The following is a 23,302-nucleotide window of genomic DNA, read 5'->3' as shown; positions in this document are numbered from 1 at the left end:
CCGTCAACCTCGCTTCCGGAACACCCGCGTGGCGCTCCCCAATGGCACACCGACAGCGACGCTCACCTGTACCAGCGTGGCGCCCGCGGTCGGGACACACTTCGAATTTCAATCAGACAAAAACGCTCACAGGACGTATCCGCCCCATGGGCCGGTGCCGTTACATCGGACCGGCCATGCCCGACGGCCACGGATGGACCACTCGCTGAACGTTGCTGCTGACCACCGGACCAATCTACCGTCCCCGCACGGGCTTCGAAGCGGAAGGTTCATAGCCGACGTGCATCATAGCTGGACCTCGCGCCAAGATAGCCGAAACTCCGAGTACGGCAATCGATTCGGACACTCCGCCCATACCCTCCGACCTGGCCCGATCCGGTCATCCGGGGAGGGTGTGACGTTCGCGAGCCGGGTCGTACAGATGGGATTCGGCGCATCCCGGCGCGCTCGCCAGCGCCGGGCCCACGAGTATCACCGCCGCCTGCCGCAATCCGGCCTGCTCCACCCGGTCGGCGATATCGGCCAGCGTGCCGCGCAGGACCAGCTCCTCGGGCTGACTGGCCCGGTAGACGACCACCGCCGGGCAGTCGGCGCCGTAGTCGGCGGTCAGTTCGGCCGCGAGCACCCGGATCCGCGTGATCGCCAGATGCAGCACCAGCGTGGCGCGGGTGCGGGCGAAATTCGCCAGTGCCTCCGACTCGGGCATCGCGGTCGATCGGGCCCGGGTCCGGGTCAGCACGACCGACTGCGCGAGTTCCGGCACGGTGAGTTCGGCGCCGAGCCGGGCCGCGGCCGCCGCGTAGGCGGGCACGCCCGGGGTGACATCCCACGGCACGCCGTGGGCGTCCAGCCGGCGGGTCTGCTCGGTCAGGGCCGAGTACAGCGACGGGTCGCCGGAACACAACCGTGCCGCATCCTTACCCTCGGCATGAGCCCGGACCAGCAGTTCGGTGATCCGGTCCAGGTCCAGATGCCGGGTATCGATCAGTTCGGCGCGGGGGGCGCAGTGCGCGAGCACCTCGGGATCGAGATAGGTGCCCGCGTACAGGCAGACCGGCGCACTCCCGAGCAGCCGCACCGCCCGCACGGTCAGCAGGTCGGCGGCGCCCGGGCCCGCCCCGATGAAATGCACGGTCATGATCGGTCCTCTCCGCAGCCGGGCCGGCGTCGTCGCAGTGTATGCACCGCGCCGGCCCGGCCGAACCGCTACCCGGTCATGTTGAAACCGCCGAGGATCCGGTCCGGCCGCACCCGGACCACGAGTTCCCCCGGTACCGCGTTGCGCCGGCCGAACTCCTCGGCCCGCCCGGCGCCCATATAGCGGCCGCCGATCGCCGTGGCGGTGCGCAGCAGCTCCCCGGGGTCCTCGGAGACGGTGGCGACGCCCTGCACCTGGAGGTAGCCGTACGGCGGCGCCTCCAGGTCGACGCAGAGCGCGACCCGCGGATCCCGCATGATCGCCCGGCCCTTCGCCGTGCCTTTGCCGGTGTTGAACACCAGTTCGTCGCCGTCGAGGAAGAACCACACCGGATTGATCAGCGGCCGCCCGTCGGATGACGTCACCGCAAGCTTGGCGGTGCGGGTGCCCTCGGTGAGGAACTCGCGCACCTTCGGATCGCTGATGGTGAACATATTTCCTACCGTACGACGCCGCCGGAGCGAAGTCCGGCAACCCGGACGTACCGGACCGGCCGCGATGTTTGCCGCGCCGATTGCGAGGAGTTCGCCTGTGGCGCGCGAACTTTCACCGGTTTGCAGTCGAATGCCACTGTGTTACAACGGAGTTACGCATAGTTGCTGTAGCTAACCAATTGTGGAGGCTGTGAGATGTGCGGTATCACCGGCTGGGTATCCTTCGACTCCGATCCGGCCGATCGGCGAGAAATCATCGACGCCATGACCGAGACCATGGCCTGTCGCGGCCCCGACGACGTCGGCGTCCACCTCCGGCCACACGCCGCCCTCGGGCATCGGCGGCTGGCGATCATCGACCTGCCCGGCGGGCGTCAGCCCATGACCCTGGACACCCCGGCGGGCGATGTGGCGATCGTCTATTCCGGTGAGACCTACAACTTCGCCGAGCTGCGCGCCGAACTGGCGGCGGCCGGCCACCGGTTCCGGACCGACAGCGATACCGAGGTGGTGCTGCGCGCCTACCTGCAATGGGGTGACGCCCTGGTGGACCGCCTCAACGGCATGTACGCCTTCGCGATCTGGGATCAGCGCACCGAACGACTGCTGATGGTCCGGGATCGTATGGGTATCAAGCCCTTCTACTACTTCCCGACCCGCGACGGCGTGCTGTTCGGTTCCGAGCCGAAGGCGATCCTGGCGAATCCGCTGGCGGCGCGCACCGTCGATCTGGCCGGGTTGCGGGAACTGTTCGCCTTCACCAAGGCCCCCGGCTGGGCGATGTGGCAGGGCATGTCGGAGGTGTTGCCGGGCACGCTGGTCACGGTGGACCGCAACGGAATCCGCTCCCGCACCTACTGGCGGTTGCGGGCCGTGGCGCATCCGGACGGCCGCGACGACACCGTGGCCACCGTGCGCGAGCTGCTCACCGACATCGTGGACCGGCAGCTGATCGCGGATGTACCGCGCTGCGTATTGCTCTCGGGCGGACTGGATTCCAGCGCGCTCACCGGACTGGCGGCGCAGCGGCTGGCCCGCGACGGGGAACGGGTCCGCACCTTCTCGGTGGATTTCCTGAACCAGGAACAGAATTTCGTCCCGGACGAGATGCGCGACACCCCGGATTCGCCGTTCGTGCGCGAGGTGGCCGCGCTGGTCGGCTCGGAACACCGTGACGTGATGCTGAATCCGGAACATCTGGCCGATCCCGGGGTGCGGCGGCGGGTGATCCGCGCCCGCGACATCCCGGCGGGCCTCGGCGATATGGACAACTCGTTGTTCCTGCTGTTCGAGGCGATCCGGGCCGAGTCGACGGTGGCGCTGTCCGGGGAATCGGCGGACGAGGTGTTCGGCGGCTTTCGCTGGTTCCACGACGAGGTGGTGCGCAAGGCGGACACCTTCCCGTGGATGGCATTCAGTTCCATGCTGACCGAATCCCATTGGAACATACTCAATCCCGAGCTGCGGCCGCGGCTGCGCCTGCCGGAGTACATCGCCGACCAGTACGCCACCGCGGTCGCCGAGGTGGAACATCTCGACGGCGAGGACGAACTCGAACACCGCATGCGCACGATCTGCCACCTGCATCTGACCCGATTCGTCCGCCAACTGCTGGATCGCAAGGACCGCATGTCGATGGCGGTCGGCCTGGAGGTCCGGGTGCCGTTCTGCGATCACCGGCTGGTCGAGTACGTCTACAACACGCCCTGGTCGCTGAAGACCTTCGACGGGCGGGAGAAGAGCCTGCTGCGGCACGCCACCGAACACGTGCTGCCGCGGTCGGTGGTGGAACGGGTCAAGAGCCCCTACCCCTCCACCCAGGACCCGGGGTACGCCGCCGCCCTGCAGCGACAGGCGAAAGAGATCCTGGACCAACGGGATTCGCCGGTATTCGATCTGGTGGACCGCGACTGGGTGCGCCGGGTGTCCGGACTCGATCCGGTGGGTCTCGACCCGTTCGTGCGCGCCGGCCTGGATCATGTCATCGACCTGCACACCTGGGTGGAGATGTACGCGCCCACGCTGCGCCTGGACTGATCCGGGAGGTGATCCGCGCCACAGGCTGTTACGGCCGGCGTGGCAGCGGTGTCTTCACGGCGAACTCTGAAGCGAGGAGAACATCGTGAACATCGCACTGTGGATCACCACCGGACTGCTGGCCACCGTCGCCCTGGCCGGCGGTATCACCAAGACGTTCCTGCCCAAGGAGAAGCTGGCCGCGGCGCACGGCGGGGAATGGACCGCCCACGCCGCGACCGGCTTCGTCCGGACGCTCGGGATCCTCGAACTGCTCGCCGCGGCGGGCCTGATCCTGCCCCGGCTGCTGGACATCGCGCCGGTGCTGGTGCCGGTGACGGCGCTGTGCTGGGTGGCGCTGATGATCGGCGCGATGATCACCCACGGCCGCCTCGGCCAGTACCCGCTGGTCGTGCTCAACCTGGGCTATCTGGCCCTCGCGGCGTTCATCGCCTGGGGCCGGTTCTGACCGGGCCGGGCCGCGGGGCGAGGATCGAGACGTGCCCGACCATGCCGCGGACCCGGCGACCGACACCTTCGTCGCCCACCGCAACCTGCTGTTCACCGTCGCCTACGAGATGCTCGGCTCGGCCGCCGACGCCGAGGACGTGCTGCAGGAGACCTGGTTGCGGTGGACCGGGGTGGACCTCGATCAGGTACGCGACCATCGCGCGTACCTGGTCCGGATCACCACCCGGCAGGCCCTGAACCGGCTGCGCACCCTGCAACGCCGCAAGGAGGCCTACGTGGGCCAGTGGCTGCCGGAACCGATGCTGACCACACCGGACGTCGCCGAGGACGTCGAACTGGCCGAGAGCGTCTCGATGGCCCTGCTGCTGGTGCTCGAGACGCTCGCGCCGACCGAGCGCGCGGTGTTCGTGCTGCGCGAGGCGTTCGGGATCGACTACGACGAGATCGCCGAAACCCTCGGCAAGAGCCCGGCCGCGGTCCGGCAGATCGCCTACCGCGCCCGCAACCACGTCGACGCCCGCCGCCCCCGCGCGGTGGTCTCCCCCGCCGAGACCCGGGCCGCCCTGGACTCGTTCCGGCACGCGCTGGAGACCCGGGACTTCCGGAGCCTGCTGGACGTGCTCGCCCCCGACGTCGTCGCGCTCAGCGACGGCGGCGGCCACAAACAGGCCGCCCTGCGTCCGGTCGTCGGCGCGGACCGGGTCCTGCGCTTCCTCACCGGCGGCCTGCGCCGCACCGCCGAATCCCTCACCGTCGAGCCCACTGTGGCCAACGGCAGCCCGGCCCTGCTGTTGCACCTGGACGGCGAACTCGACGGGGTCATGGCGATCCACGTCGCGGCCGGCCGCATCACCGGCCTGTACTACGTCCGCAACCCGGAGAAACTGACCCACCTCGGATCGGCGATCCCGTTGACGCTGCACTGATTTCGTGGCTCGTGAAAGTCGTTGCGCGCGTTCAGATCACGCCGAGTTCCCGGGCGCGGGCCACCGCCGAGGTCCGGGATTTCACGCCGAGCTTCGAATAGATGTGCACCAGATGGGATTTCACCGTCGTCTCGCTGAGGAACAGGCGGCGGCCGATCTCGCGGTTCGAGTGGCCGTCGGCGACCAGGGTGAGGACCTCGATCTCGCGGGGGCTGAGGGTGGTGTCCGGTTTGCGGACGCGGGTCATGAGTTTGGAGGCCACCGACGGGGACAGCACGCTCTCGCCGGTGGCCGCGCCGCGCACGGCGGCGAGCAGTTCGGCGGGCGGGGTGTCCTTGAGGATGTAACCGCAGGCCCCGGCCTCGATGGCGCCCAGGATGTCGGCGTCGGTGTCGTAGTTGGTGACCACCAGAACATGGGGCGGCTCGGGGAGGGCGCGCAGTGCCGCGGTGGCGTCGACACCCGACTTGCCCGGTCCGAAGCGCAGGTCCATCAGCACGAGATCGATACCGCCGGCGCCGCATCCGGCCACCGCCTCCTCGGCGGTGGCGGCCTCGCCCGCGACGATGACATCGGGCGCGGATTCCAGCAGGGCGCGCAGCCCGGCCCGGACGATCGCGTGATCGTCGGCGAGCAGCAACCGGATCATGCCGAAGCCTCCAGCGGGAACGACACTGTCACCGCGGTGTGGCCGGGTTCGGATTCCACCTCCATGCTGCCGCCCTGTTGTTCGACCCGGCCGCGCATGGCGTTGAGGCCGAAGGTGCTGCGTGCGAACACCTCCGGCGCGATGCCGATACCGTCGTCGACCACGTCGAGGTGCACCGCGTCGTCGGCGTAGGTGAGGGTGATGCGCATGCGCTGCGCGCGGGCGTGCCGGACCACGTTCGACACCGCGCCCTGGGCCACCCGCAGCAGCGCCGCCTCGATCGGCATCGGCAACCGCTCCGGCGTGCCCTCCACCAGGACCTGGCCGTGCAGGCCCGGCGCGTCGGCGCGCCGCGCGATGCGTTCCAGAGCCTGGGTGAGGGACTGACCGTCCAGCGCCGCCGGGGTGAGTTCGGCGATCAGCTGGCGGGTTTCGGCGAGGTTGTCCGCGGCGGTTTCGCGGGCCAGCCGGATCTGTTGCAGCGCAGGGTGATCCGGTGCGGATTGCTCGACCGCGTGCAGCAGCAGCTTGATACTGGACAGGCCCTGGGCCACGGTGTCGTGGATCTCCCGGGCCAGCCGCTCCCGCTCGGCCAGCTTGCCGGCGGTGCGTTCGCGTTCGGCGAGAGTGGCCCGGGTGGCGAGCAATTCGTCGATCAGCCGCTGCCGGTCGTCGGCCTCGCGGACCAGCGCCCGGTAGCCGAGACCGATCGCGACGGCGATCACCGCAGCGAGCACCGGGCCGATCACGCCGTCGACGGTCCAGCCGCGCTTCACCGCGAACCCGACCACCGCCGCGACGGTCGCGGCGACGACGGCGACCACCCCCCACGCCCGCGGCAGCAGATGCAGGTACAGGAAGAACAGGCCGAATACGAGGTAGATCGAGTCCGGGACCAGCGCGACCATGCCGAGCCACAACAGCGTGAGCACACCCAGCCAGACCCGCGCGGCGACCGGCCGGCCGCGCAGCGTGGCGCCGCCGGCGAAGTAGACGACGAGAAAGGCCACGATCAGCGCCACGATCCCGAGCCGGTGCGGCGTACCGGGAACCAGCGCCAGCCCGGCCGCCACCGCCGTGAGCGCCACGACCAGGATGTGCAGCCCGACCTGCAGGGCGGCGAAGACGGGAGCCAACGGGGACTGGTGCACGGTGCCAGCTTATGCGGGGTTATCGGTACGGCATCCATCGAAAGTCGCAACGGTCTCCACCCCTGGGACGGTGGACGCTCCTGCCTCGGGACGGCGGACAACGGTGCGACGGGTCGATGGCGTGCCCGGGAATCCGCGGCAGGCTCGGGTCATGTACGTCGCACTGCGAGATCTGCGGGCCGCCAAGGGCCGATTCCTGCTCATCGCCGTGGTGGTGATCCTGGTCGCACTGCTGGTGAGTTTCCTCAGCGGACTGACCGCCGGGCTCGCCCATCGGAACATCGCGACCGTGCAGCGGCTGCACGGCGATGCCGTGGTGTTCGCCGACACGGGCGCGGCGCCGTCCTTCGACTCCTCCGCGCTGGGCCCGGAGCAGTTGGCGGTCTGGCAACGGGCCGGCGGCCATGTCGATCCGGTCGGCATCGGCCGCGCGCCGGCGGCTCGCAGCGGTGCGGCCCCGGTGCCGGTGGCGCTGTTCGGGGTCGGCGGCCCGAGTTTCGGCAACCGTCTCGCTACCTCCGGCACGGTGGTACTGAGCACGGCGGCCGCCGAGCAGCTCCGGGCCACGACGGGCGATACCGTCACCATCGGCGCGGCATCCTTCGCCGTGGCGGCCGTCGGCGGGGACGACTGGTACAGCCACAGCCCGGTGGTCTGGCTGACGCTGCCGGACTGGCGGGCCCTGGATCCGCGCGGTGGCGTGGCGACGGTACTGGTCGTGTCCGGGGTGCCGGACCTCGCGGCCGTGAACGCCGTGGCGCACACCCGCACCACCACGGTGCCCGGCGCGCTCTCGGCATTGAGCGCCTATCAGGCCGAACACACCTCGCTGACCCTGATGACGCTGCTGTTGTTCGCGATCTCGGCGGCGGTGATCGGCGCCTTCTTCACGGTGTGGACGATTCAGCGCGTCCCCGACGTCGCGACGTTGAAGGCGCTGGGCGCGACGACCGGATCGCTGGTGCGGGACGCCCTGGGGCAGGCGCTGGTCCTGCTGCTCGCCGGCGTCGGCATCGGTATCGGCCTGACCGCCGTCGCGAGCGGAATCGTCGGGGCGCGAGTGCCTTTCACGCTGTCGACGACGACAACCCTGGTACCGGGTGCGGCACTGATCGGCCTGGGATTGCTGGGCGCGGCCGTCGCACTGCGCTTCCTGGTGACGGCCGATCCGCTCGTCGCACTACAGCGCGCACGATGAGCCGGCACACCCAATTACATTGCACCACAGCATATTCGATGGAACTCACGTTCGTGATGGCTCGACAGGAGTTGCGATGGTCTCGCTCACCGTATCCGACCTCACCCTCACCTACCCGGACGGTTCCGGCCGCGTCACGGCGCTGGATCGGGTGAATCTGCATGTCGCCGGAGGTGAGATCGCCGCTGTGACCGGTCCCTCGGGCTCGGGGAAGTCCAGCCTGCTGGCGGCGGTGGCGACCCTCGTACGACCCGACTCCGGCACCGTGATGCTCGAAACGGGTGATGCCGGTGTGGATCTCGCGACACTGAGCCGCACCGAGGCGACGACGCTGCGCCGCAGGTCGATCGGCATCGTCTTCCAGCAGCCGAATCTGATCCCCGCACTCACCGCCGCCGAGCAACTCGAGGTGACGGCCCACCTCGGCGACCGGCTGTTCAACCCGCCCCGGAGCAGACGCGAAACGCGAAGCCGGGCAGCGGATCTGCTGGACCGCGTCGGCCTCACCGGCCACGAGCACAAACGGCCCGATCAGTTGTCCGGCGGCCAGCGGCAACGAGTCAACATCGCCCGCGCCCTGATGCGCGACCCGGCCCTGCTGGTCGTCGACGAACCGACCAGCGCACTGGATTCCGATCGCGGCGCCGCGATCATCGACCTGCTGGTGGAGGTGGTCCGCGACCACCGCGCCGCCACCCTGCTGGTCACCCACGACCGCACCCACCTGAGCCGGATGGCGGCGGTCCACCGGATGGTCGACGGCCGGCTCGAGGACACGACGGCGACCGTCTGAGCGCGAGTTACCTTGGCGCCGAACAGATCCCATACCTCAACGAGCCTCGGTCACACCGCCCGGATCACCGGATGGCCGGAGTGCGGCGTACCAGTCGAGTAGCTCGGGGTTGTCGACGGCGGTGCGGGCCACCACTGTCGACGGGTCGCCGCCCTGGATCAGCTTCTTGATCGGAACTTCCAGCTTCTTGCCGGTGCGGGTGTGGGGGATGCCGGGGGCCACGATGATGTCGTCGGGGACGTGGCGGGGTGAGACGTCCGTGCGGATCGCGGTGGCGATCGTCCGGCGGAGCTCGTCGGTGAGTTCGACGCCGGGGGCGAGGGTGACGAACAGCGGCATCCAGTAGCCGCCGTCGGGTTGTTCGGCGCCGATCACCAGGGCCTCCGTGACCTCCGGGAGACCCTCCACCGCCTGGTAGATGTCCGCCGAACCCATCCGGATGCCGTGCCGGTTCAGGGTCGAATCGGAGCGGCCGTGCACGACGACGCTGCCGCGTTCGGTGATCGTGATCCAATCGCCGTGTCGCCAGACCCCCGGATACTTGTCGAAATACGCGTCCCGATAACGGGTTCCGTCGGGGTCGTGCCAGAACGACACCGGCATCGACGGCATCGGCGCGGTGACCACCAGTTCACCCACCTCGCCGCGGACGGGGGCACCCGCCTCGTCCCAGCAGTCCAGGGCCACCCCCAGGGACGGGGCCGAGAGTTCGCCCGGCCATACCGGGACCGTCGGTGTGCCGCCCATGAACGCCGCCACCACATCCGTGCCGCCGCTGACCGAATTCACCCGGACGCGTTCGCCGACCGCGTCGCGCAGCCACAACGCCGACGATACGGGCAGCGCGGACCCGGTGACGCCCACGCTCCGCAGCGCCGACAGATCGTGATCGCGACGCGGCACCGCACCGGCCTTGATGCAGCCGAGCAGATAGCCGGGGCTCAGGCCCAGGACGGTGGTGCGGGTGCGGGCGGCCAACGCCCACAACGCATCCGGGGCCGGATGGGCCGGGCTGCCGTCGTAGGTGACGATCGTCGCGCCGGACAGCAGACCGGCGACCCGGAAGTTCCACATCATCCAGGACGGGCTGGTGAACCAGAAGAACACGTCATCGCGCCCGATATCCGATTGCAGGACAACGGCTTTCAGGTTCTCGATCAGGATCCCGCCGTGGCCGTGCACGATCCCCTTCGGCTTACCCGTGGTACCGGAGGAGTACAACACCCACAGCGGATGATCGAACGGCACCGGTTCGGTGCGGAATCCGGCAGGGACAGGAGAGGTTTCGATCGGATCGCCGGCGCCGGACGCGGAGTCCGGACGAGGGTGAGGCGCGGGGTCTGCGATACGGTCGCCCGCCGCGGCCGGGGCGACGGCCGACCAGTCGAGGGTTCCCGGTATCCCGGCGCCGAGCCGGCGCACCAGCACGGTCGCCGCGAGGCGCGGCAGTCCCGCGCGCAGTGCCGCGATGTCGGCCAGCCTGTCGTGGGCCTTCCCACCGTGGTGGTAGCCGTCGGCGGTGACCAGTACGGCCGGTTCCAGCTGACCCAGCCGGTCCAGGGCCGCCTTCGCCGTGTAGTCCTGACCACAGGCGCTCCAGATCGCGCCGAGGCTCGCGGTCGCGAGGAAGGCGATCACCGTCTCCGGGATGTCGGGCAGGTAGCCGACCACCCGATCACCCACGGACACACCGAGTTCCCGCAGCGTGCGCGCGAACGACGCGGTCCTGCCGAGCATTTCGGCCCACGACATCTCGGTCAGCGAGCCGTCCTCGGACGTGTGCACGATCGCCGGGCGATCGGTGCGGGCCTGCCGAAGCACCCGATCCACATAGTTCAGCCGGACGTCCGGAAACCATTGCGCGCCCGGCATTTCCGTGGAAGCCAGCACCGTGCCGGGTTCGGGTCCGAGGTCGAAGTACGCCCACACCGCGCCCCAGAAGGCGGCCGGGTCGGCGATCGACCATCGCCACAACGCGTCGTAGTCCGGAAGCGAGGATCCGGTCCGTCCGGCGGCGAACCGCGCGAAATCGGTCAGCTTCGCCTCGGCGATGTCCCGCTCCGTCGGCATCCACTGCGGTTCCACGCTCATCGCACGCTCGCTTCCTGTCCACCCGGCCCGCGGGCCGTCCGGGTGGCGGCCCGCGACGGTCCCGGACCGCACACGCCCGGTCCCATTTTCCGCCATGCCGGCGTGGCCGACACGGTTCGGGCGGAAACGACCGCGAGTAGGTCGCCGGGATGCGCGGAGCAGCAGGGCGTCAGGACGCGATCGACGCCTCCGACCGGCGCAGGATGCGCTGAGCGTGCGCGACGACCGGGCCGTCCACCATGCGGCCCTCGAAGGCGAATACGCCGCGATGGTTCGGCACCTCGGCGAGAACCCGCCGGGCCCAGTCCAATTCGTCGGGAGCGGGGGTGTACGCCGCGCGCACCACGGCCACCTGGCTGGGATGGATGGAGACCTTGGCGTCGAAGCCGCTGGCCACGCCGTCCTCGGCCTCGGCCCGCAGCCCGTCCAGATCGCGGATGTTCAGATACACCAGGTCGAGGGCGAACCGGCCGTACGCCTTGGCGGCCAGCAGCACCGTCGAGCGCAACTGGACCGCGACGTCGCGGTAGCTGCCGTCGGCGCGGCGACTGCCGGTGCCGCCGAGGCCCGCCACCAGATCCTCCGCACCGGGCATGGCGCCGATCGCGTTGTCGGCGCGGATCGCATCGGCGATGGTCAGCACACCCAGCGGCGATTCCACCAGCGCGATCACCTCGTACGGTGCGAGCGCCGAGATCTGTTCCGCCGATTCGCATTTCGGCAGCATGACGCGGCGGTAGCCGGTGCGCGCCAGCGCCTCGAGGTCGAGGGCGTGGTCGGCGGTGGTGGCGCCGTTGACCCGGACCACCGTGCGCTCGGGATCCAGCGGGGTCGAGACCAGGGCAGCGCGGGCGGCCTCCTTGTCGGCCGCGGCGACCGCGTCCTCCAGGTCGACGATCACCACATCGGCCGCGGCGGCGGCCTTCGCGTACCGTTCCGGCCGGTCCGCCGGGCAGAACAACCAGGCCGGGCCGGGCAGCTCCCACGTCATCGCGATTCTCCGTTCCCGAAAACTAGGTTCTCAGTTTTCGACACTAACATTCTCGGGCTATTCGGAATCGGCCGGACGTTTGCGGACCAGGGTCTTGCGGACCGCGGTGGCCACGACGTCACCGTGCTGATTGCGGCCGGTGTGCGCGAAGGTCAGGATGCCCTCGCCGGGACGGCTCTTCGATTCCCGCTTGTCGGTGATCAGCGTTTCCGCGTAGAGCGTATCGCCGTGGAACAGCGGCTTGGGGAACGCGATCTCCGAGAAACCGAGATTCGCGACGATGGTGCCCTGGGTCAGCTGCGCCACCGACAGGCCGACCACGGTCGACAGCGTGAACATGGAGTTCACCAGCCGCTGGTTGAACGGCGGCAGGGCGTCGGCGAAGGCCGCGTCCAGGTGCAGCGCCTGGGTGTTCATCGTCAGCGTGGTGAACAGCACGTTGTCGGCCTCGGTAATGGTCCGGCCGGGCCGGTGCTCGTACACCACACCGGTCTCGAACTCCTCGAACCACAGGCCGCGCTGTACCACCCGGCGCAGCGTGGCGGATTCGCTCGCAGGCTCGCTCACAATCCCAGCTCCCGTCCGATCAGCAGCAGCTGCACCTCGGTGGTGCCCTCGCCGATCTCCAGAATCTTGCTGTCCCGGTAGTGCCGGGCGACAGCGTATTCGTTCATGAAACCGTAGCCGCCGAAGATCTGGGTGGCGTCGCGGGCGTTGTCCATCGCCGCCTCGCTGGCGACCAGCTTCGCGATCGAGGCCTGCTTCTTGAAGGGCTTGCCGGACAACATCAACGCGGCCGCGTCGTAGTAGGCGGTGCGGGCGGCGTGCGCGCGCGCCTCCATCCGGGCGATCTTGAAGGCGATGGCCTGGTTGCGAACGATGGCCTGCCCGAACGCCTCTCGCTCCCGCGCGTAGCGCACACTCTCGTCGACGCAGCCCTGGGCGGCGCCGACCGACAGCGCCGCGATCGCGATCCGGCCCTCGTCGAGGATGCGCAGGAAGTTCGCGTAGCCGCGGCCGCGCTCGCCGAGCAGATTCTCCTCGGGCACCCGGACGTCGGTGAAGCTCAGCGGATGGGTGTCGGAGGCGTTCCAGCCGACCTTGTTGTACGCGGGTTCGGCGACGAATCCCGGGGTGCCGGCCGGCACCAGGATGGTCGAGATCTCCTTCTTGCCGTTGACGACGCCGGTCACCGCCGTCACCGTCACCAGCCGCGTGATGTCGGTGCCGGAGTTGGTGATGAACTGCTTGCTGCCGTTGATGATCCACTCGCCGCCGTCGAGTACGGCCGTGGTGCGGGTGCCACCGGCATCGCTGCCCGCGCCCGGCTCGGTGAGCCCGAAGGCGCCGAGCGCGCGGCCGGATGCCAACTGCGGCAGCCATTCCAGCTTCTGCTTCTCGTTGCCGAAGCGATACACCGGCATCGCGCCGAGCGAAACCCCGGCCTCCAGCGTGATGGCGACGCTCTGGTCGACCTTGCCGAGTTCCTCGAGGGCCAGGCACAGCGCGAAATAGTCGCCGCCCATGCCGCCGTACTCCTCGGGGAACGGCAGCCCGAACAGGCCCATATCGGCCATCCCGGCGACCACCTCGTACGGGAAGCTGTGCTCCGCATCGTGTTTCGCGGACACCGGGGCGACGACCCGTTGCGCGAAGTCGCGGACGGTGAGCGCCAGATCGCGATACTCGTCGGGCAGTGTGCCGGTGGACAGAAAGTCGGTCATGACTGGGATTCCTTCCCGTCGGGGGCGGGTGCTTCGTCCGTGGCCGGCGCGGCGGCGGGCAGGATCCGGGCCAGTACCTGGTCGACCTGTACCTGTGCGCCCGTCTTCACCAGCAGCTCGACGGTTCCGGCGATCGGCGCGGTGAGCGTGTGCTCCATCTTCATGGCCTCGACCACGACCACCGGGGCGCCGGCGGCGACCTCGGCGCCGGCCGCGGCCGCCACCGCGATCACCGAACCCGGCATGGGACTGCGGATCTCGGCGTCGCCGACCTGCTCCGCACCGGCGCGGACGCTCACCTCGGCGACCTCGCGCACGGCCACCACGCCGGTGGCGTCGGCGATCCACAGCTGGCCCTCGTGGGTGGCCACCCGATAACCGCCGCGCACCCCGTCGACCGTGACAGTCAGTGTGTCGCCGATGAATTCGGCTCGCAGCGGCCTGGGCTCACCGTCGTCGATCCGCACCTGCGCGTGGTCGGGCCGGCCGGTGATCGCGACGTGCACGGTCCGGTCCCCGGCCGTCAGCCGCACCGTCACCGGCGCGGCGACGCCGAGCCGCCAGCCGCTGGGCTCGGCCCAGGGATCCTGTGGCGTACTCGGCCAGCGCCGCAACCAGTCCGAGACCGCCGCGGCGACGAACTGCGCGTCGGTGACCGCGGCCGCGCGGAAGTCGACCGCGCGCCGATCCAGCAGCCCGGTGTCCAGCCGGCCGGCCAGCACGTCGGGGTCGGCGAGCAGGAAGCGCAGGAAATCGGTATTGGTCCGCACCCCGAGCACCAGCGTCTCCGCCAGGGCCTGATCGAGTTTCGCGATCGCGCCGGCCCGTTCGGGGGCGTAGGCGATGACCTTCGACAGCATCGGGTCGTAGTCGCTGCCGACCACGCTGCCGGTCCGCAGGCCCGAATCCACCCGCACCCCGGGGCCGGTCGGCTCCGACAGCGCCAGAACCGTTCCGCCGGTGGGGAGGAAGTCGCGGCCGGGATCCTCGGCGTACACCCGGGCCTCGACGGCGTGGCCGGTGAGCTGGATGTCCTCCTGCGCGGCGGCGAGTTGCTGCCCGGCCGCCACCCGCACCTGGCACTCCACCAGATCGACGCCGGTGATCAGCTCGGTCACCGGATGTTCCACCTGCAGACGGGTGTTCATCTCCATGAAGAAGAACTCGTCCGGCCGGTCGGCGGACACGATGAATTCCACGGTGCCCACGCCGACATAGTCGACGCTGCGCGCGGTGTTGCAGGCCGCGGCGCCGATGCGGGCCCGGGTGGCCGCGTCCAGCAGCGGCGAGGGGGCCTCCTCGATCACCTTCTGGTGCCGGCGTTGCAGGCTGCACTCCCGCTCGCCGAGGTGCAGGACGTGGCCGTGCTGATCGGCGAGGACCTGGACCTCGATGTGCCGGGGGCGGCTGACGAACCGCTCCAGGAACAGCGTGTCGTCACCGAAGGAGGACGCCGCTTCGCGGCGCGCGCTGATCAGCGCGGCGGGCAGCTCCTCGGCCCGCTCGACCCGCCGCATCCCCTTGCCGCCGCCACCGGCGGACGGCTTCACCAGCACCGGGAAGCCGATTTCCGGTGCGGCGGCGATCAATTCGTCGTCGGTGAGCCCGGGGCGGGCGATGCCCGGCACCACCGGCACCCCGAATTCCGCGACCGCGTTCTTGGCCGCGATCTTGTCGCCCATGATCTCGATGGCGTGGGTCGGCGGGCCGAGAAAGACGATGCCCGCCTTGCCGAGTGCCGCGGCGAAGGCCGGATTCTCCGACAGGAAGCCGTAACCCGGGTGCACCGCCTGCGCGCCGGCGCGCACCGCGGCGTCGACGACCCGGTCGATGTCCAGGTAGCTCTCCCGCGCGGGGGCCGGGCCCAGCCGCACCGCGGCGTCGGCCTCGTGCACGTGCCGGGCATCGACATCGGCGTCGCTGTACACGGCGACCGAGCGAATTCCCATGTCGCGCAGGGTCCGGATGACCCGGACCGCGATCTCGCCGCGATTGGCGATCAGCACGGTGTCGAACGGGACGGGGTGGGATTTGTGCAGCATTCTCATCACATCCGGAAAACGCCGTAGGAGACCGGGTCCAAGGGGGCCTGTGCGCAGACCGACAGCGCCAGGCCGAGCACGGTGCGGGTGTCGGCCGGGTCGATGACGCCGTCGTCCCACAGTCGCGCGGTCGAGTAGTACGGATTGCCCTGTAGTTCGTACTGTTCCCGGATCGGCGCCTTGAAGGCCTCCTGATCCTCGGGACTCCACTCGTCGCGCAGCGATTCGGCGCGCACGGTGGCCAGCACCGACGCGGCCTGCTCGCCGCCCATCACGGAGATCCGCGCATTCGGCCACATCCACAGGAACCGAGGCGAATACGCGCGACCGCACATCGAGTAGTTGCCGGCGCCGTACGAACCGCCGATCACCACCGTGAGTTTCGGGACCCGCGCGCAGGCGACCGCGGTCACCATCTTGGCGCCGTGCTTGGCGATACCGCCGGCCTCGTAGTCACGACCCACCATGAAACCGGTGATGTTCTGCAGGAACACCAAGGGGATCTGCCGCTTGTCGCACAATTCGATGAAATGTGCGCCCTTGACCGCGGATTCGCCGAACAGCACGCCGTTGTTGGCGACGATGCCGACCGGGTGGCCGTGGATGCGCGCGAACGCGGTGACCAGGGTGCGGCCGTATTCGGCCTTGAACTCCTGGAATTCGCCGCCATCGACCGTGCGGGTGATCACCTCGCGCACGTCGTAGGGCGTGCGCAGGTCCACCGGGACCACGTCGTACAGCTCCTCCGGCGGCGCGGGCGGCGGTACCACCGGCCGAATCTCCCAGGGGGTCGGGGACTTCGGGCCCAGCGTGGCGACGATGCGCCGCACGATCCGCAGCGCGTCCTCGTCGTCCTCGGCCAGATGATCGGTGACACCCGAGACGCGCGAATGCAATTCGCCGCCGCCGAGCTCCTCCGCGGTGACCACCTCACCGGTGGCGGCCTTCACCAGCGGCGGGCCACCGAGGAAGATCGTGCCCTGATTGCGGACGATCACCGCCTCGTCGCTCATCGCCGGCACATAGGCGCCCCCCGCGGTGCACGAGCCGAGGACCGCGGCGATCTGCGCGATCCCCTGGGCGCTCATGGTCGCCTGGTTGTAGAAGATGCGCCCGAAGTGCTCGCGGTCGGGGAACACGTCGTCCTGCCGGGGCAGGAAGGCGCCACCGGAATCGACGAGGTAGAGGCAGGGCAGCCGATTCTGGAGCGCGACCTCCTGCGCCCGCAGATGCTTCTTCACGGTCATCGGGTAGTAGGTGCCGCCCTTGACCGTCGCATCGTTGGCGACGATCACACATTCCCGGCCGGACACCCGGCCGATGCCGGTGATGATGCCCGCACCGGGCGAATCGTCGTCGTACATCCCGGTGGCCGCCAGCGGCGACAACTCCAGGAACGGGCTGCCCGGATCGAGCAGCCGATCGACCCGCTGCCGTGGCAGCAGTTTGCCGCGGGCCACATGCCGCTCCCGGGCCCGTGCCGGACCGCCGAGCGCCACCGCGGCCAGCCGCGCGCGGAGATCGTCCACCAAATCCAGGTGTGCCGGCCGATAGCCGGCTCGGACGTCCTGCGAAACCGTCATCACGCCACCTTGCCCGATCGGTTAATCGCCAATAACTGGAATCCAAGATAATCTTGACTAACCGAGATGTCCAGATTTACCGCGAGGAGGAGCGATGACCAGCAGCGATGCTGTCGCCCCCACGCGCCGGGAGCAGTTGAAGGCACAGCGCCGGCAACAATTGCTGGCGGCGGGTGCCCGACTGATCGCCGATCGTGGCTTCCCCGGGGTCCGGCTCGACGATCTGGGCGCCGCGGCCGGGATCAGCGGCCCGGCGGTGTACCGGCACTTCCCGAACAAGGAGGCGCTGCTGGTCGAACTGCTGGTGGGGGTCAGCGAGCGGCTGCTCACCGGCGGCCGGGCCGTGGTGGACCGGGCGGCGTCGCCGTTGGAGGCGCTGTCCGGCCTGATCGACTTCCATCTGGACTTCGCCCTCGGCGAGCCGGAGCTGATCCGCATCCAGGACCGCGACCTGAAGAATCTGCCCGAATCCGCCGAGCGTCAGGTGCGCCGGACCCAGCGGCAATATGTCGAGGTCTGGGTGTCGGTGCTGCGCGAACTGCATCCCGGCCTGTCGGAGCCGGCCGCCCGGGTGCAGGCGCATGCCGCCTTCGGGCTGATCAACTCGACCCCGCACAGCGCGCCGGCCACCCTGGCCACCCGGGCGCGGCCGATCCTGCGCCACATGGCCTGGGCCGCCCTGGCCTGAGCCGTCGCGGTCAGATGCCGCGCAGTTCGCGATCCGCGGTACCGAGTACCAGGCGCAGCCCCATCGCGAAGCCGGCCACCAGCAACAGGGTGTACACGGGGCCGAATATCGGTGTGGTGACGACGAATTCGGTGTGCCAGTGCACTCTGGTACCGCCGGGCAGTTCGGTGAAGGTCAGATTTCCGTCCTGATGGAACTGCGGCGGAAAGGTATTGAGATTGCGGTAGCCGACCCATTTCGGCGGATCGTATTCGGTGATCTCCTGGGTCACCCGGTACAGCGGGGTGACGATCAGGCGCACCGCGCCGACGCCGTGCTCGGCGACGGCGCCGGGCCGGACCAGGGTGACGCGCCGGATGAACGGCACGCGCTGATAGTTGGTGACATCGCTGAGCCAATCGAACACGTCGTCGATGGGGGCGGCTATGGTGCGCTCGATGTCCATCGTGCGCATCGGCACTCCGTTCCGGCAGGGTGAGGGTGATCCGCAGCAGACTACGGCGCGGCCCCCGTACCGCGACCGCACAACGAACCGAAACGATGCCGATTCGATATCCACGGGGCCGCGCGTACCGGTTTCGAATACGCTTGCCACAGTTGATCTTTCATGGTGAGGATAGCGGGCGGGCCGCGGACCCCGGATCGGGGGCGGCGCGGTGGGCCCGCGAGGCGTCGCAGGTGGCGCGCGGCGGCGCCGTCGTAGCGCCTGGCTACCATGACATGGACATGAGTGACAGGTCAGTATCGTGAGCCGCGCACAGCGCGGCGCCGGCCCGCGCAGCGACCCACCCGGCGGCGATCCGCCGGAGCGGGTGATCCGGCGCCGGCCGAAGAATCGGCGCGCGCAGATCGCGGCCACCTCGGCCGCCGCCTTCGGCTCGCTGGGCTACCACGGCGTCAGCATGGAGGACATCGCCGCCCGGGTCGGCATCTCCTCCGCTGCCCTGTACCGGCACTATCCCAGCAAGTACGCGCTGTTCCGGGAGGAACTGCTGCGGCTGGGCGCGGCGACCAGCGCGGCGGTGAGCCTGCCCGAGGAGGCGGGCGGCCTGCCGGTGCGGGAGCGGCTCGAGCTGGTCGTCGACGCCGTCATCGCCGATACCGTCAGCAACCGGCCCACGGTGGCCCTGGCCCGCTGGGAGCGGCGCTACCTGGACGACACCGATCGCGCCGTACTCGACAAGCAGTTCGCCGGCGCGGTGACCGTGCTGCGCAATCTGCTCGGCGAGTTACGGCCCGGCCTGCCGCGCCGGGACCGGACCGTGCGCGCGGTGGCCGTGATGAGCGTGATCTCCAGCATCGGCGATCACCATGCCGCCCTGCCGGTGAAATCGCTGACGGCCGTGCTGAATTCGGCCGCGTGGGCACTGTTCGAGGCCGAACTCCCCGATGCCGCAGCCGGTTACCGGGCACCTCGCGCGGTGGAGATTCCGCAGTCCTTCAAACACGAACTGCTGCTGAGGAAATCGGTCGAACTCTTCCACGAGCGTGGCTATCCGAACGTCAGTGTGGAGGACATCGCGCAGGCGGCGGATCTGTCGGCGGCCTCGGCGGTGTACCGCTACTACCGCAGCAAGAGCGATCTGCTGGCGGCGGCGTTCCGGCGGGCCGCCGACCGGATGTCCGCGGCCATCGGACCGGCCACCGCCTCCTCCCGCACCCCGGCCGGGGCGCTGGCCATGCTGATCGACATGTACGTGTCCGGATGCTTCACCGAACGCGCGCTGACCTACGTGTACTACGCCGAATTCGGCCACGTACCGGCCGAGGAGCGCACGATGCTGCGCAACGTGCAGCGGCTGATCGTGGCCGAGTGGGTGCGCCTGCTGGTGGCGGTGCGGCCGGATCTGTCCGACGCACAGGCCCGCATCCTGGTACAGGCCGGATTCGCGCTGGTGGTCGACCTGGGCCGGTACTTCGGCGAGGACGACGCCGGGGGCGCTCCGCAGGACCGGGTGGTGCAGTTGATGGAGGTCATCCTCTTCGGGCACCCGTTGCCCCGCGACGCCGACGGCGCCGTCCTGCCCTGATCCGGCTCAGGCGCGCGGCTCGGCGGTCAGGTCGTAGACGTCCACGCCGTCGACATGCTGCGCGGTGTAGTGGGCCTGCACCCACTCGGTGATCTGCGCCCCGGTCGAAGCCGGGTCGTCCGACCGGCCCGGCCGGTCTGTGCGCGGCCGGTGCAGGAAGTACCGCACCTGCCCGTCTGCGACATACCGGCGGAACTGCGCCACGGTCGGCGAATCGTCCCGTCCGCTGAATCCGCCGATCGCCAACAACGATGCGCCCGTGCGTAATTCGATCGAACTGACATCGGCGGACCCGACTGCCGCTGCGGCCCAGCGACTTCCGACCGCGGTGGCGAGCAACGCATCCAATTCCGGTGCGTCCGGCGCCATCGTACGGCCACCGGCGCCCGGCCGGACCGGACCGGAGTACGGACTGCCGCCGACGTGCGGCAGGGCCACGGTCCGGACGGTGTAGAACGCCGGGCCCGCGAGAACAGAAAGTATTGCGGCACAAGCGATCACGGGCATAACGTAGCGATGCCAACCGGCACCACCGCGCATCGGACGATCACCGTAGTCGGCGGTCCGGCCGGAGTCACCGGCGAGGTTGCCACCGCCGATCGCGCGACCGCCCGGCACGAGCACCGCCGCGGTGACCACGGCCACGATCAGTACGGTCCAGCGCAGCCACGGCAGCCAGTGCGGGGTGTGGTCGAGCAGGGCGAAACTCCAGGCCGCGCCGGTCACCGCCATCGCGGCCAGGGTCAGCCGGGCCGGCCATCGGTCGCGGGCGCGCCACAGCAATACGACGCCGATACCGGACAGTGCCGCGACGGCCGGGACGAGTTCGACGGTGTAGTAGGTGTGGAAGGACTGCTTCATGAAGCTGAGCACCGCGCCGGCGCCGAGCAGCCAGCTACCCCACAGCAGCAGGCCCGCCCGGTCCGGATCGGTGCGCGGTGCGCGGCGGGTCAGCCACAACCCGGCCACCAGGCCCAGTATCGCGACCGGCAGCAACCAGCCGTATTCGGTGGCCAGGCCGTCGCGCAACAGGCGGGTGATCCCGGATTCGCCACCGGACATGGCCGCGAAATGCGACGGGGTGTGCTGTCCGGCCGGGCCGCCGTGGGTGTTCGCGGCCGCGCGGCCGTGGTGGCCGAGCAGCCGGCCGAGGCCGTTGTAGCCGACGGCGAGCTGCCACAGCGAATTGTCGGTGGAGCCACCGATATACGGCCGGGAGCCCGCGGGCCACAGCTGTACCAGCGCCACGTACCAGCCCGCCGAGACGACGACCGCGACGCCGGCGGTGAGCAGCCGCAGCACCCGCGCACCGAGGCTCCAGGGCGCGGCCACCAGCACCGCCAGCGCCAGCGCGGGCAGCACCAGGAACGCCTGCATCATCTTGGTGAGGAAACCGAATCCGATTGCCGCGCCGGACAATACGAGCCAGCCGGTGCCCGCGCTCCACCAGCGCGATTGCTCCGAACCCAGCGCGCGCACCACACCGTAGGCGGCCAGTACCACCAGCAGGGTGAGCAGGGCGTCCGGATTGTTGTAGCGGAACATCAGCGCCGCCACCGGGGTCAGCGCCAGCGCCGCACCGGCCAGCAGCCCGGCCGCGGGCCCGCTGCACCGCCGGACCGTCGCGTACAGCAGCGCCACCGTCGCGACGCCGAGCAGCGCCTGCGGCGCCAGCATCGACCAGGATCCGAAGCCGAACAGGCGGCCGGACAACGCCATCAGCCACAGGGCGGCCGGCGGCTTGTCGACGGTGATGGCGTTGCCGGGGTCGAGCGCGGCGAACAGCAATGCCTTCCAGCTGCGGGTGCCCGCCTGCACCGCCGCGGCGTAGTAGGGATTCGCCCAGCCCGCGCCGCGCAACCCCCACAGATACAGCACGGCCGTCGCCACCAGCAGCCCGGCGAGTCCGGGCCGGGCCCAGCGCGGCGCGGCGCCGGCCGGGGTCGCCCGTTCGATCCGGACCGTCCGATCCGCGGACCGATCCACCTCGCCGGCGACGCCGGAGATCGACACCATCTGCTGCCCTCCCTCACATCCGATTCACCCGTACCGGGTGAGCGTATTGGGCGGGTTCGCGGCGGTCATCGGTCCGACACTGTGAATATGCTGTGGGGCGCAGCGTGAATCGGGCCGACCGCGGTGATCTCCGCCGGTCACGGCGCGCTGATAGCCCCGTCCGGGACGGTGCTCAGGAGGGCCGCATCATCGGCGGGTGCAGTGCCCGAGCCGGTCCGGCTCGGTACAGCCGGGCCGGGCGACCGCCGTCGCGGCTGGTGGAGCGGCCGGTGGCCTCCACGAAGCCGGGGGTGGTGGTCACCTTGCGGTGGAAGTTGCGCGGGTCGATATCGGTCCCCCACACCACCTCGTACACCCGGCGCAGATCGGCGACGGTGAATTCGCGGCCACAGAACGCGGTCGCCAGCGGGGAGTATTCGAGTTTGGCGCGGGCCCGTTCGACACCGTCGGTGAGGATCCGGTGATGGTCGAACGCCAACCGGCCCCGATCGGCGAGCACCTGCTCGACGGACCAGATCGCCGCGGCGCTGACCTCGGTACCCGCCGACGGAGCGGGCAGATTCGGGATCAGCGCCAGATAGGCCACGCCGATCACCCGCCCGCGCGGATCGCGGCCCGGCTCACCGTAGGTGGCCAGTTGTTCCAGGTGGATCCGGGCGGCCCGGATGTTGGTCTCCTCGCGCAGCGCCCGGACCGCGGCCCCGGAGAGGCTCTCGTCGGGCTCCACGAATCCGCCGGGCAACGCCCATCGGCCCCGGAACGGGGCATACAGGCGCTGAACGAGCAGCGCGCAGAGAGTATCGTTCGGCACGGTGCGAGTACCGAGTGTCAGCACCACCAGCTCGACCGACACTGCGGCGTTCAGGCGAAAAGCATTGCCCATGGCCGCGATTGTAATCGTCAGGCTGACGATAAGGGAGTCCGGGAGCACCGCGACGTGCCGGGTACGCGATCGTGGAGTCACGCCGCGGTGCGAATGTCCGGGGTCGGGCCGCGAATTCCGCAGCCCCGCAACATCAGCCGACCGACACCGAGGATCCGGTGGCGATCACGTTGGCGAGTGCGGTGAGGATCGAGGAGAATCCGGCACTTCCGGTGGCACTACCGGTGAAGATGCTGGAGAAGGCGGAGGCGAGGGCTTCGGCGCTACCGGTCATGATTCGTTGTTCCTTTGCTGTGGTCGAATTGGCTGTCGTGAGCAGGGATTACGGCGTGTACTTGATGCTCGAACCAGTGGCGAGCAGTGCCGTGATGATCGAGATGATGTCGGCTGCGGTCATATTTCCTTCTCTTTCTCCGGA

Annotated in this window: 21 protein-coding genes; 7 read left to right on the top strand and 14 right to left on the bottom strand. The window is 69.8% G+C overall.

Annotated features, from left to right (window positions below; translation table 11 throughout):
* Positions 1-379: 379 nt before the first annotated feature.
* Both cobM and G361_RS0139725 read right to left on the bottom strand, forming a co-directional pair.
* A complete protein-coding gene (gene cobM, locus G361_RS0139730) occupies positions 380-1,138 on the bottom strand; it encodes a precorrin-4 C(11)-methyltransferase (RefSeq protein WP_019932725.1) in 759 nt (252 codons plus the stop codon).
* Positions 1,139-1,206: 68 nt separating this feature from the next.
* Positions 1,207-1,632, bottom strand: a complete 426-nt coding sequence (locus G361_RS0139725; protein WP_019932724.1) for a PPOX class F420-dependent oxidoreductase — start codon at positions 1,630-1,632, stop codon at positions 1,207-1,209.
* A gap of 195 nt (positions 1,633-1,827) precedes the next feature.
* Here G361_RS0139725 and asnB point away from each other — a divergent pair, with 195 nt between their 5' ends.
* The 3 genes from asnB to G361_RS0139710 all read left to right on the top strand — a co-directional run bounded on the left by asnB (position 1,828) and on the right by G361_RS0139710 (position 5,045).
* The gene (asnB, locus tag G361_RS0139720; RefSeq protein WP_019932723.1) at positions 1,828-3,669 is read left to right on the top strand and encodes an asparagine synthase (glutamine-hydrolyzing); all 1,842 of its coding nucleotides are present in this window, start codon (positions 1,828-1,830) and stop codon (positions 3,667-3,669) included.
* An 85-nt stretch (positions 3,670-3,754) separates the two neighbouring features.
* Complete coding sequence (locus G361_RS0139715) at positions 3,755-4,117, top strand: DoxX family protein (RefSeq protein ID WP_019932722.1); 363 nt, start codon at positions 3,755-3,757, stop codon at positions 4,115-4,117.
* Positions 4,118-4,148: 31 nt separating this feature from the next.
* The gene (locus G361_RS0139710; protein ID WP_019932721.1) at positions 4,149-5,045 is read left to right on the top strand and encodes an RNA polymerase sigma-70 factor; all 897 of its coding nucleotides are present in this window, start codon (positions 4,149-4,151) and stop codon (positions 5,043-5,045) included.
* A 31-nt stretch (positions 5,046-5,076) separates the two neighbouring features.
* On the opposite strand, the gene G361_RS0139705 is transcribed toward G361_RS0139710, so the two are convergent.
* Positions 5,077-5,694 (bottom strand): response regulator transcription factor, encoded by a 618-nt coding sequence (locus G361_RS0139705; protein ID WP_019932720.1) that lies wholly within the window; start codon positions 5,692-5,694, stop codon positions 5,077-5,079.
* The gene (locus G361_RS0139700) at positions 5,691-6,845 is read right to left on the bottom strand and encodes a sensor histidine kinase (RefSeq protein WP_019932719.1); all 1,155 of its coding nucleotides are present in this window, start codon (positions 6,843-6,845) and stop codon (positions 5,691-5,693) included. The genes G361_RS0139705 and G361_RS0139700 overlap by 4 nt, the downstream gene beginning before the upstream one ends.
* Positions 6,846-6,996: 151 nt before the next feature.
* Between G361_RS0139700 and G361_RS0139695 the strand changes: the two genes are divergently transcribed.
* The gene (locus G361_RS0139695) at positions 6,997-8,043 is read left to right on the top strand and encodes an ABC transporter permease (protein ID WP_019932718.1); all 1,047 of its coding nucleotides are present in this window, start codon (positions 6,997-6,999) and stop codon (positions 8,041-8,043) included.
* Positions 8,044-8,119: 76 nt separating this feature from the next.
* The gene (locus G361_RS0139690) at positions 8,120-8,836 is read left to right on the top strand and encodes an ABC transporter ATP-binding protein (RefSeq protein WP_019932717.1); all 717 of its coding nucleotides are present in this window, start codon (positions 8,120-8,122) and stop codon (positions 8,834-8,836) included.
* Between the two features lie 36 nt (positions 8,837-8,872).
* On the opposite strand, the gene G361_RS46285 is transcribed toward G361_RS0139690, so the two are convergent.
* From G361_RS46285 to G361_RS0139660, 6 genes are all read right to left on the bottom strand, one after another.
* The gene (locus G361_RS46285; RefSeq protein ID WP_019932716.1) at positions 8,873-10,927 is read right to left on the bottom strand and encodes an acetoacetate--CoA ligase; all 2,055 of its coding nucleotides are present in this window, start codon (positions 10,925-10,927) and stop codon (positions 8,873-8,875) included.
* Positions 10,928-11,096: 169 nt separating this feature from the next.
* Positions 11,097-11,918, bottom strand: coding sequence for a CoA ester lyase (locus G361_RS0139680; protein WP_019932715.1), 822 nt, complete (start codon positions 11,916-11,918; stop codon positions 11,097-11,099).
* A gap of 57 nt (positions 11,919-11,975) precedes the next feature.
* The gene (locus G361_RS0139675; RefSeq protein WP_019932714.1) at positions 11,976-12,485 is read right to left on the bottom strand and encodes a MaoC family dehydratase; all 510 of its coding nucleotides are present in this window, start codon (positions 12,483-12,485) and stop codon (positions 11,976-11,978) included.
* Positions 12,482-13,642, bottom strand: coding sequence for an acyl-CoA dehydrogenase family protein (locus G361_RS0139670; RefSeq protein WP_019932713.1), 1,161 nt, complete (start codon positions 13,640-13,642; stop codon positions 12,482-12,484). The genes G361_RS0139675 and G361_RS0139670 overlap by 4 nt, the downstream gene beginning before the upstream one ends.
* Positions 13,639-15,684 carry a biotin carboxylase N-terminal domain-containing protein gene (locus G361_RS0139665; protein WP_019932712.1) on the bottom strand — a complete coding sequence of 682 codons (2,046 nt, stop codon included), beginning with the start codon at positions 15,682-15,684 and terminating at the stop codon, positions 13,639-13,641. The genes G361_RS0139670 and G361_RS0139665 overlap by 4 nt, the downstream gene beginning before the upstream one ends.
* A gap of 5 nt (positions 15,685-15,689) precedes the next feature.
* The gene (locus G361_RS0139660) at positions 15,690-17,267 is read right to left on the bottom strand and encodes a carboxyl transferase domain-containing protein (protein WP_019932711.1); all 1,578 of its coding nucleotides are present in this window, start codon (positions 17,265-17,267) and stop codon (positions 15,690-15,692) included.
* Positions 17,268-17,361: 94 nt separating this feature from the next.
* Between G361_RS0139660 and G361_RS0139655 the strand changes: the two genes are divergently transcribed.
* Positions 17,362-17,955, top strand: a complete 594-nt coding sequence (locus G361_RS0139655; protein ID WP_019932710.1) for a TetR/AcrR family transcriptional regulator — start codon at positions 17,362-17,364, stop codon at positions 17,953-17,955.
* 10 nt (positions 17,956-17,965) lie between these two features.
* Here G361_RS0139655 and G361_RS0139650 read toward each other — a convergent pair whose 3' ends face one another.
* A complete protein-coding gene (locus G361_RS0139650) occupies positions 17,966-18,409 on the bottom strand; it encodes an SRPBCC family protein (protein WP_019932709.1) in 444 nt (147 codons plus the stop codon).
* A 292-nt stretch (positions 18,410-18,701) separates the two neighbouring features.
* Between G361_RS0139650 and G361_RS0139645 the strand changes: the two genes are divergently transcribed.
* Positions 18,702-19,985 (top strand): TetR/AcrR family transcriptional regulator, encoded by a 1,284-nt coding sequence (locus G361_RS0139645; RefSeq protein WP_019932708.1) that lies wholly within the window; start codon positions 18,702-18,704, stop codon positions 19,983-19,985.
* Between the two features lie 6 nt (positions 19,986-19,991).
* Here the strand turns inward: G361_RS0139645 and G361_RS0139640 are convergent, their stop codons facing one another.
* The 3 genes from G361_RS0139640 to G361_RS50025 form a co-directional block, all read right to left on the bottom strand.
* Positions 19,992-22,001 (bottom strand): glycosyltransferase family 39 protein, encoded by a 2,010-nt coding sequence (locus G361_RS0139640; RefSeq protein WP_019932707.1) that lies wholly within the window; start codon positions 21,999-22,001, stop codon positions 19,992-19,994.
* A 172-nt stretch (positions 22,002-22,173) separates the two neighbouring features.
* Positions 22,174-22,884, bottom strand: coding sequence for an NUDIX domain-containing protein (locus G361_RS0139635; RefSeq protein WP_019932706.1), 711 nt, complete (start codon positions 22,882-22,884; stop codon positions 22,174-22,176).
* A 133-nt stretch (positions 22,885-23,017) separates the two neighbouring features.
* Entirely contained in the window at positions 23,018-23,158 is a 141-nt protein-coding gene (locus tag G361_RS50025; RefSeq protein WP_019932705.1) for a hypothetical protein, read from the bottom strand.
* Positions 23,159-23,302 lie beyond the last annotated feature (144 nt).

The organism is Nocardia sp. BMG111209 (assembly GCF_000381925.1).
Lineage (GTDB): Bacteria > Actinomycetota > Actinomycetes > Mycobacteriales > Mycobacteriaceae > Nocardia.
The sequence above is the reverse complement of the archived record's forward strand: the minus strand, read 5'-3'. Positions and strand labels throughout refer to the sequence as shown.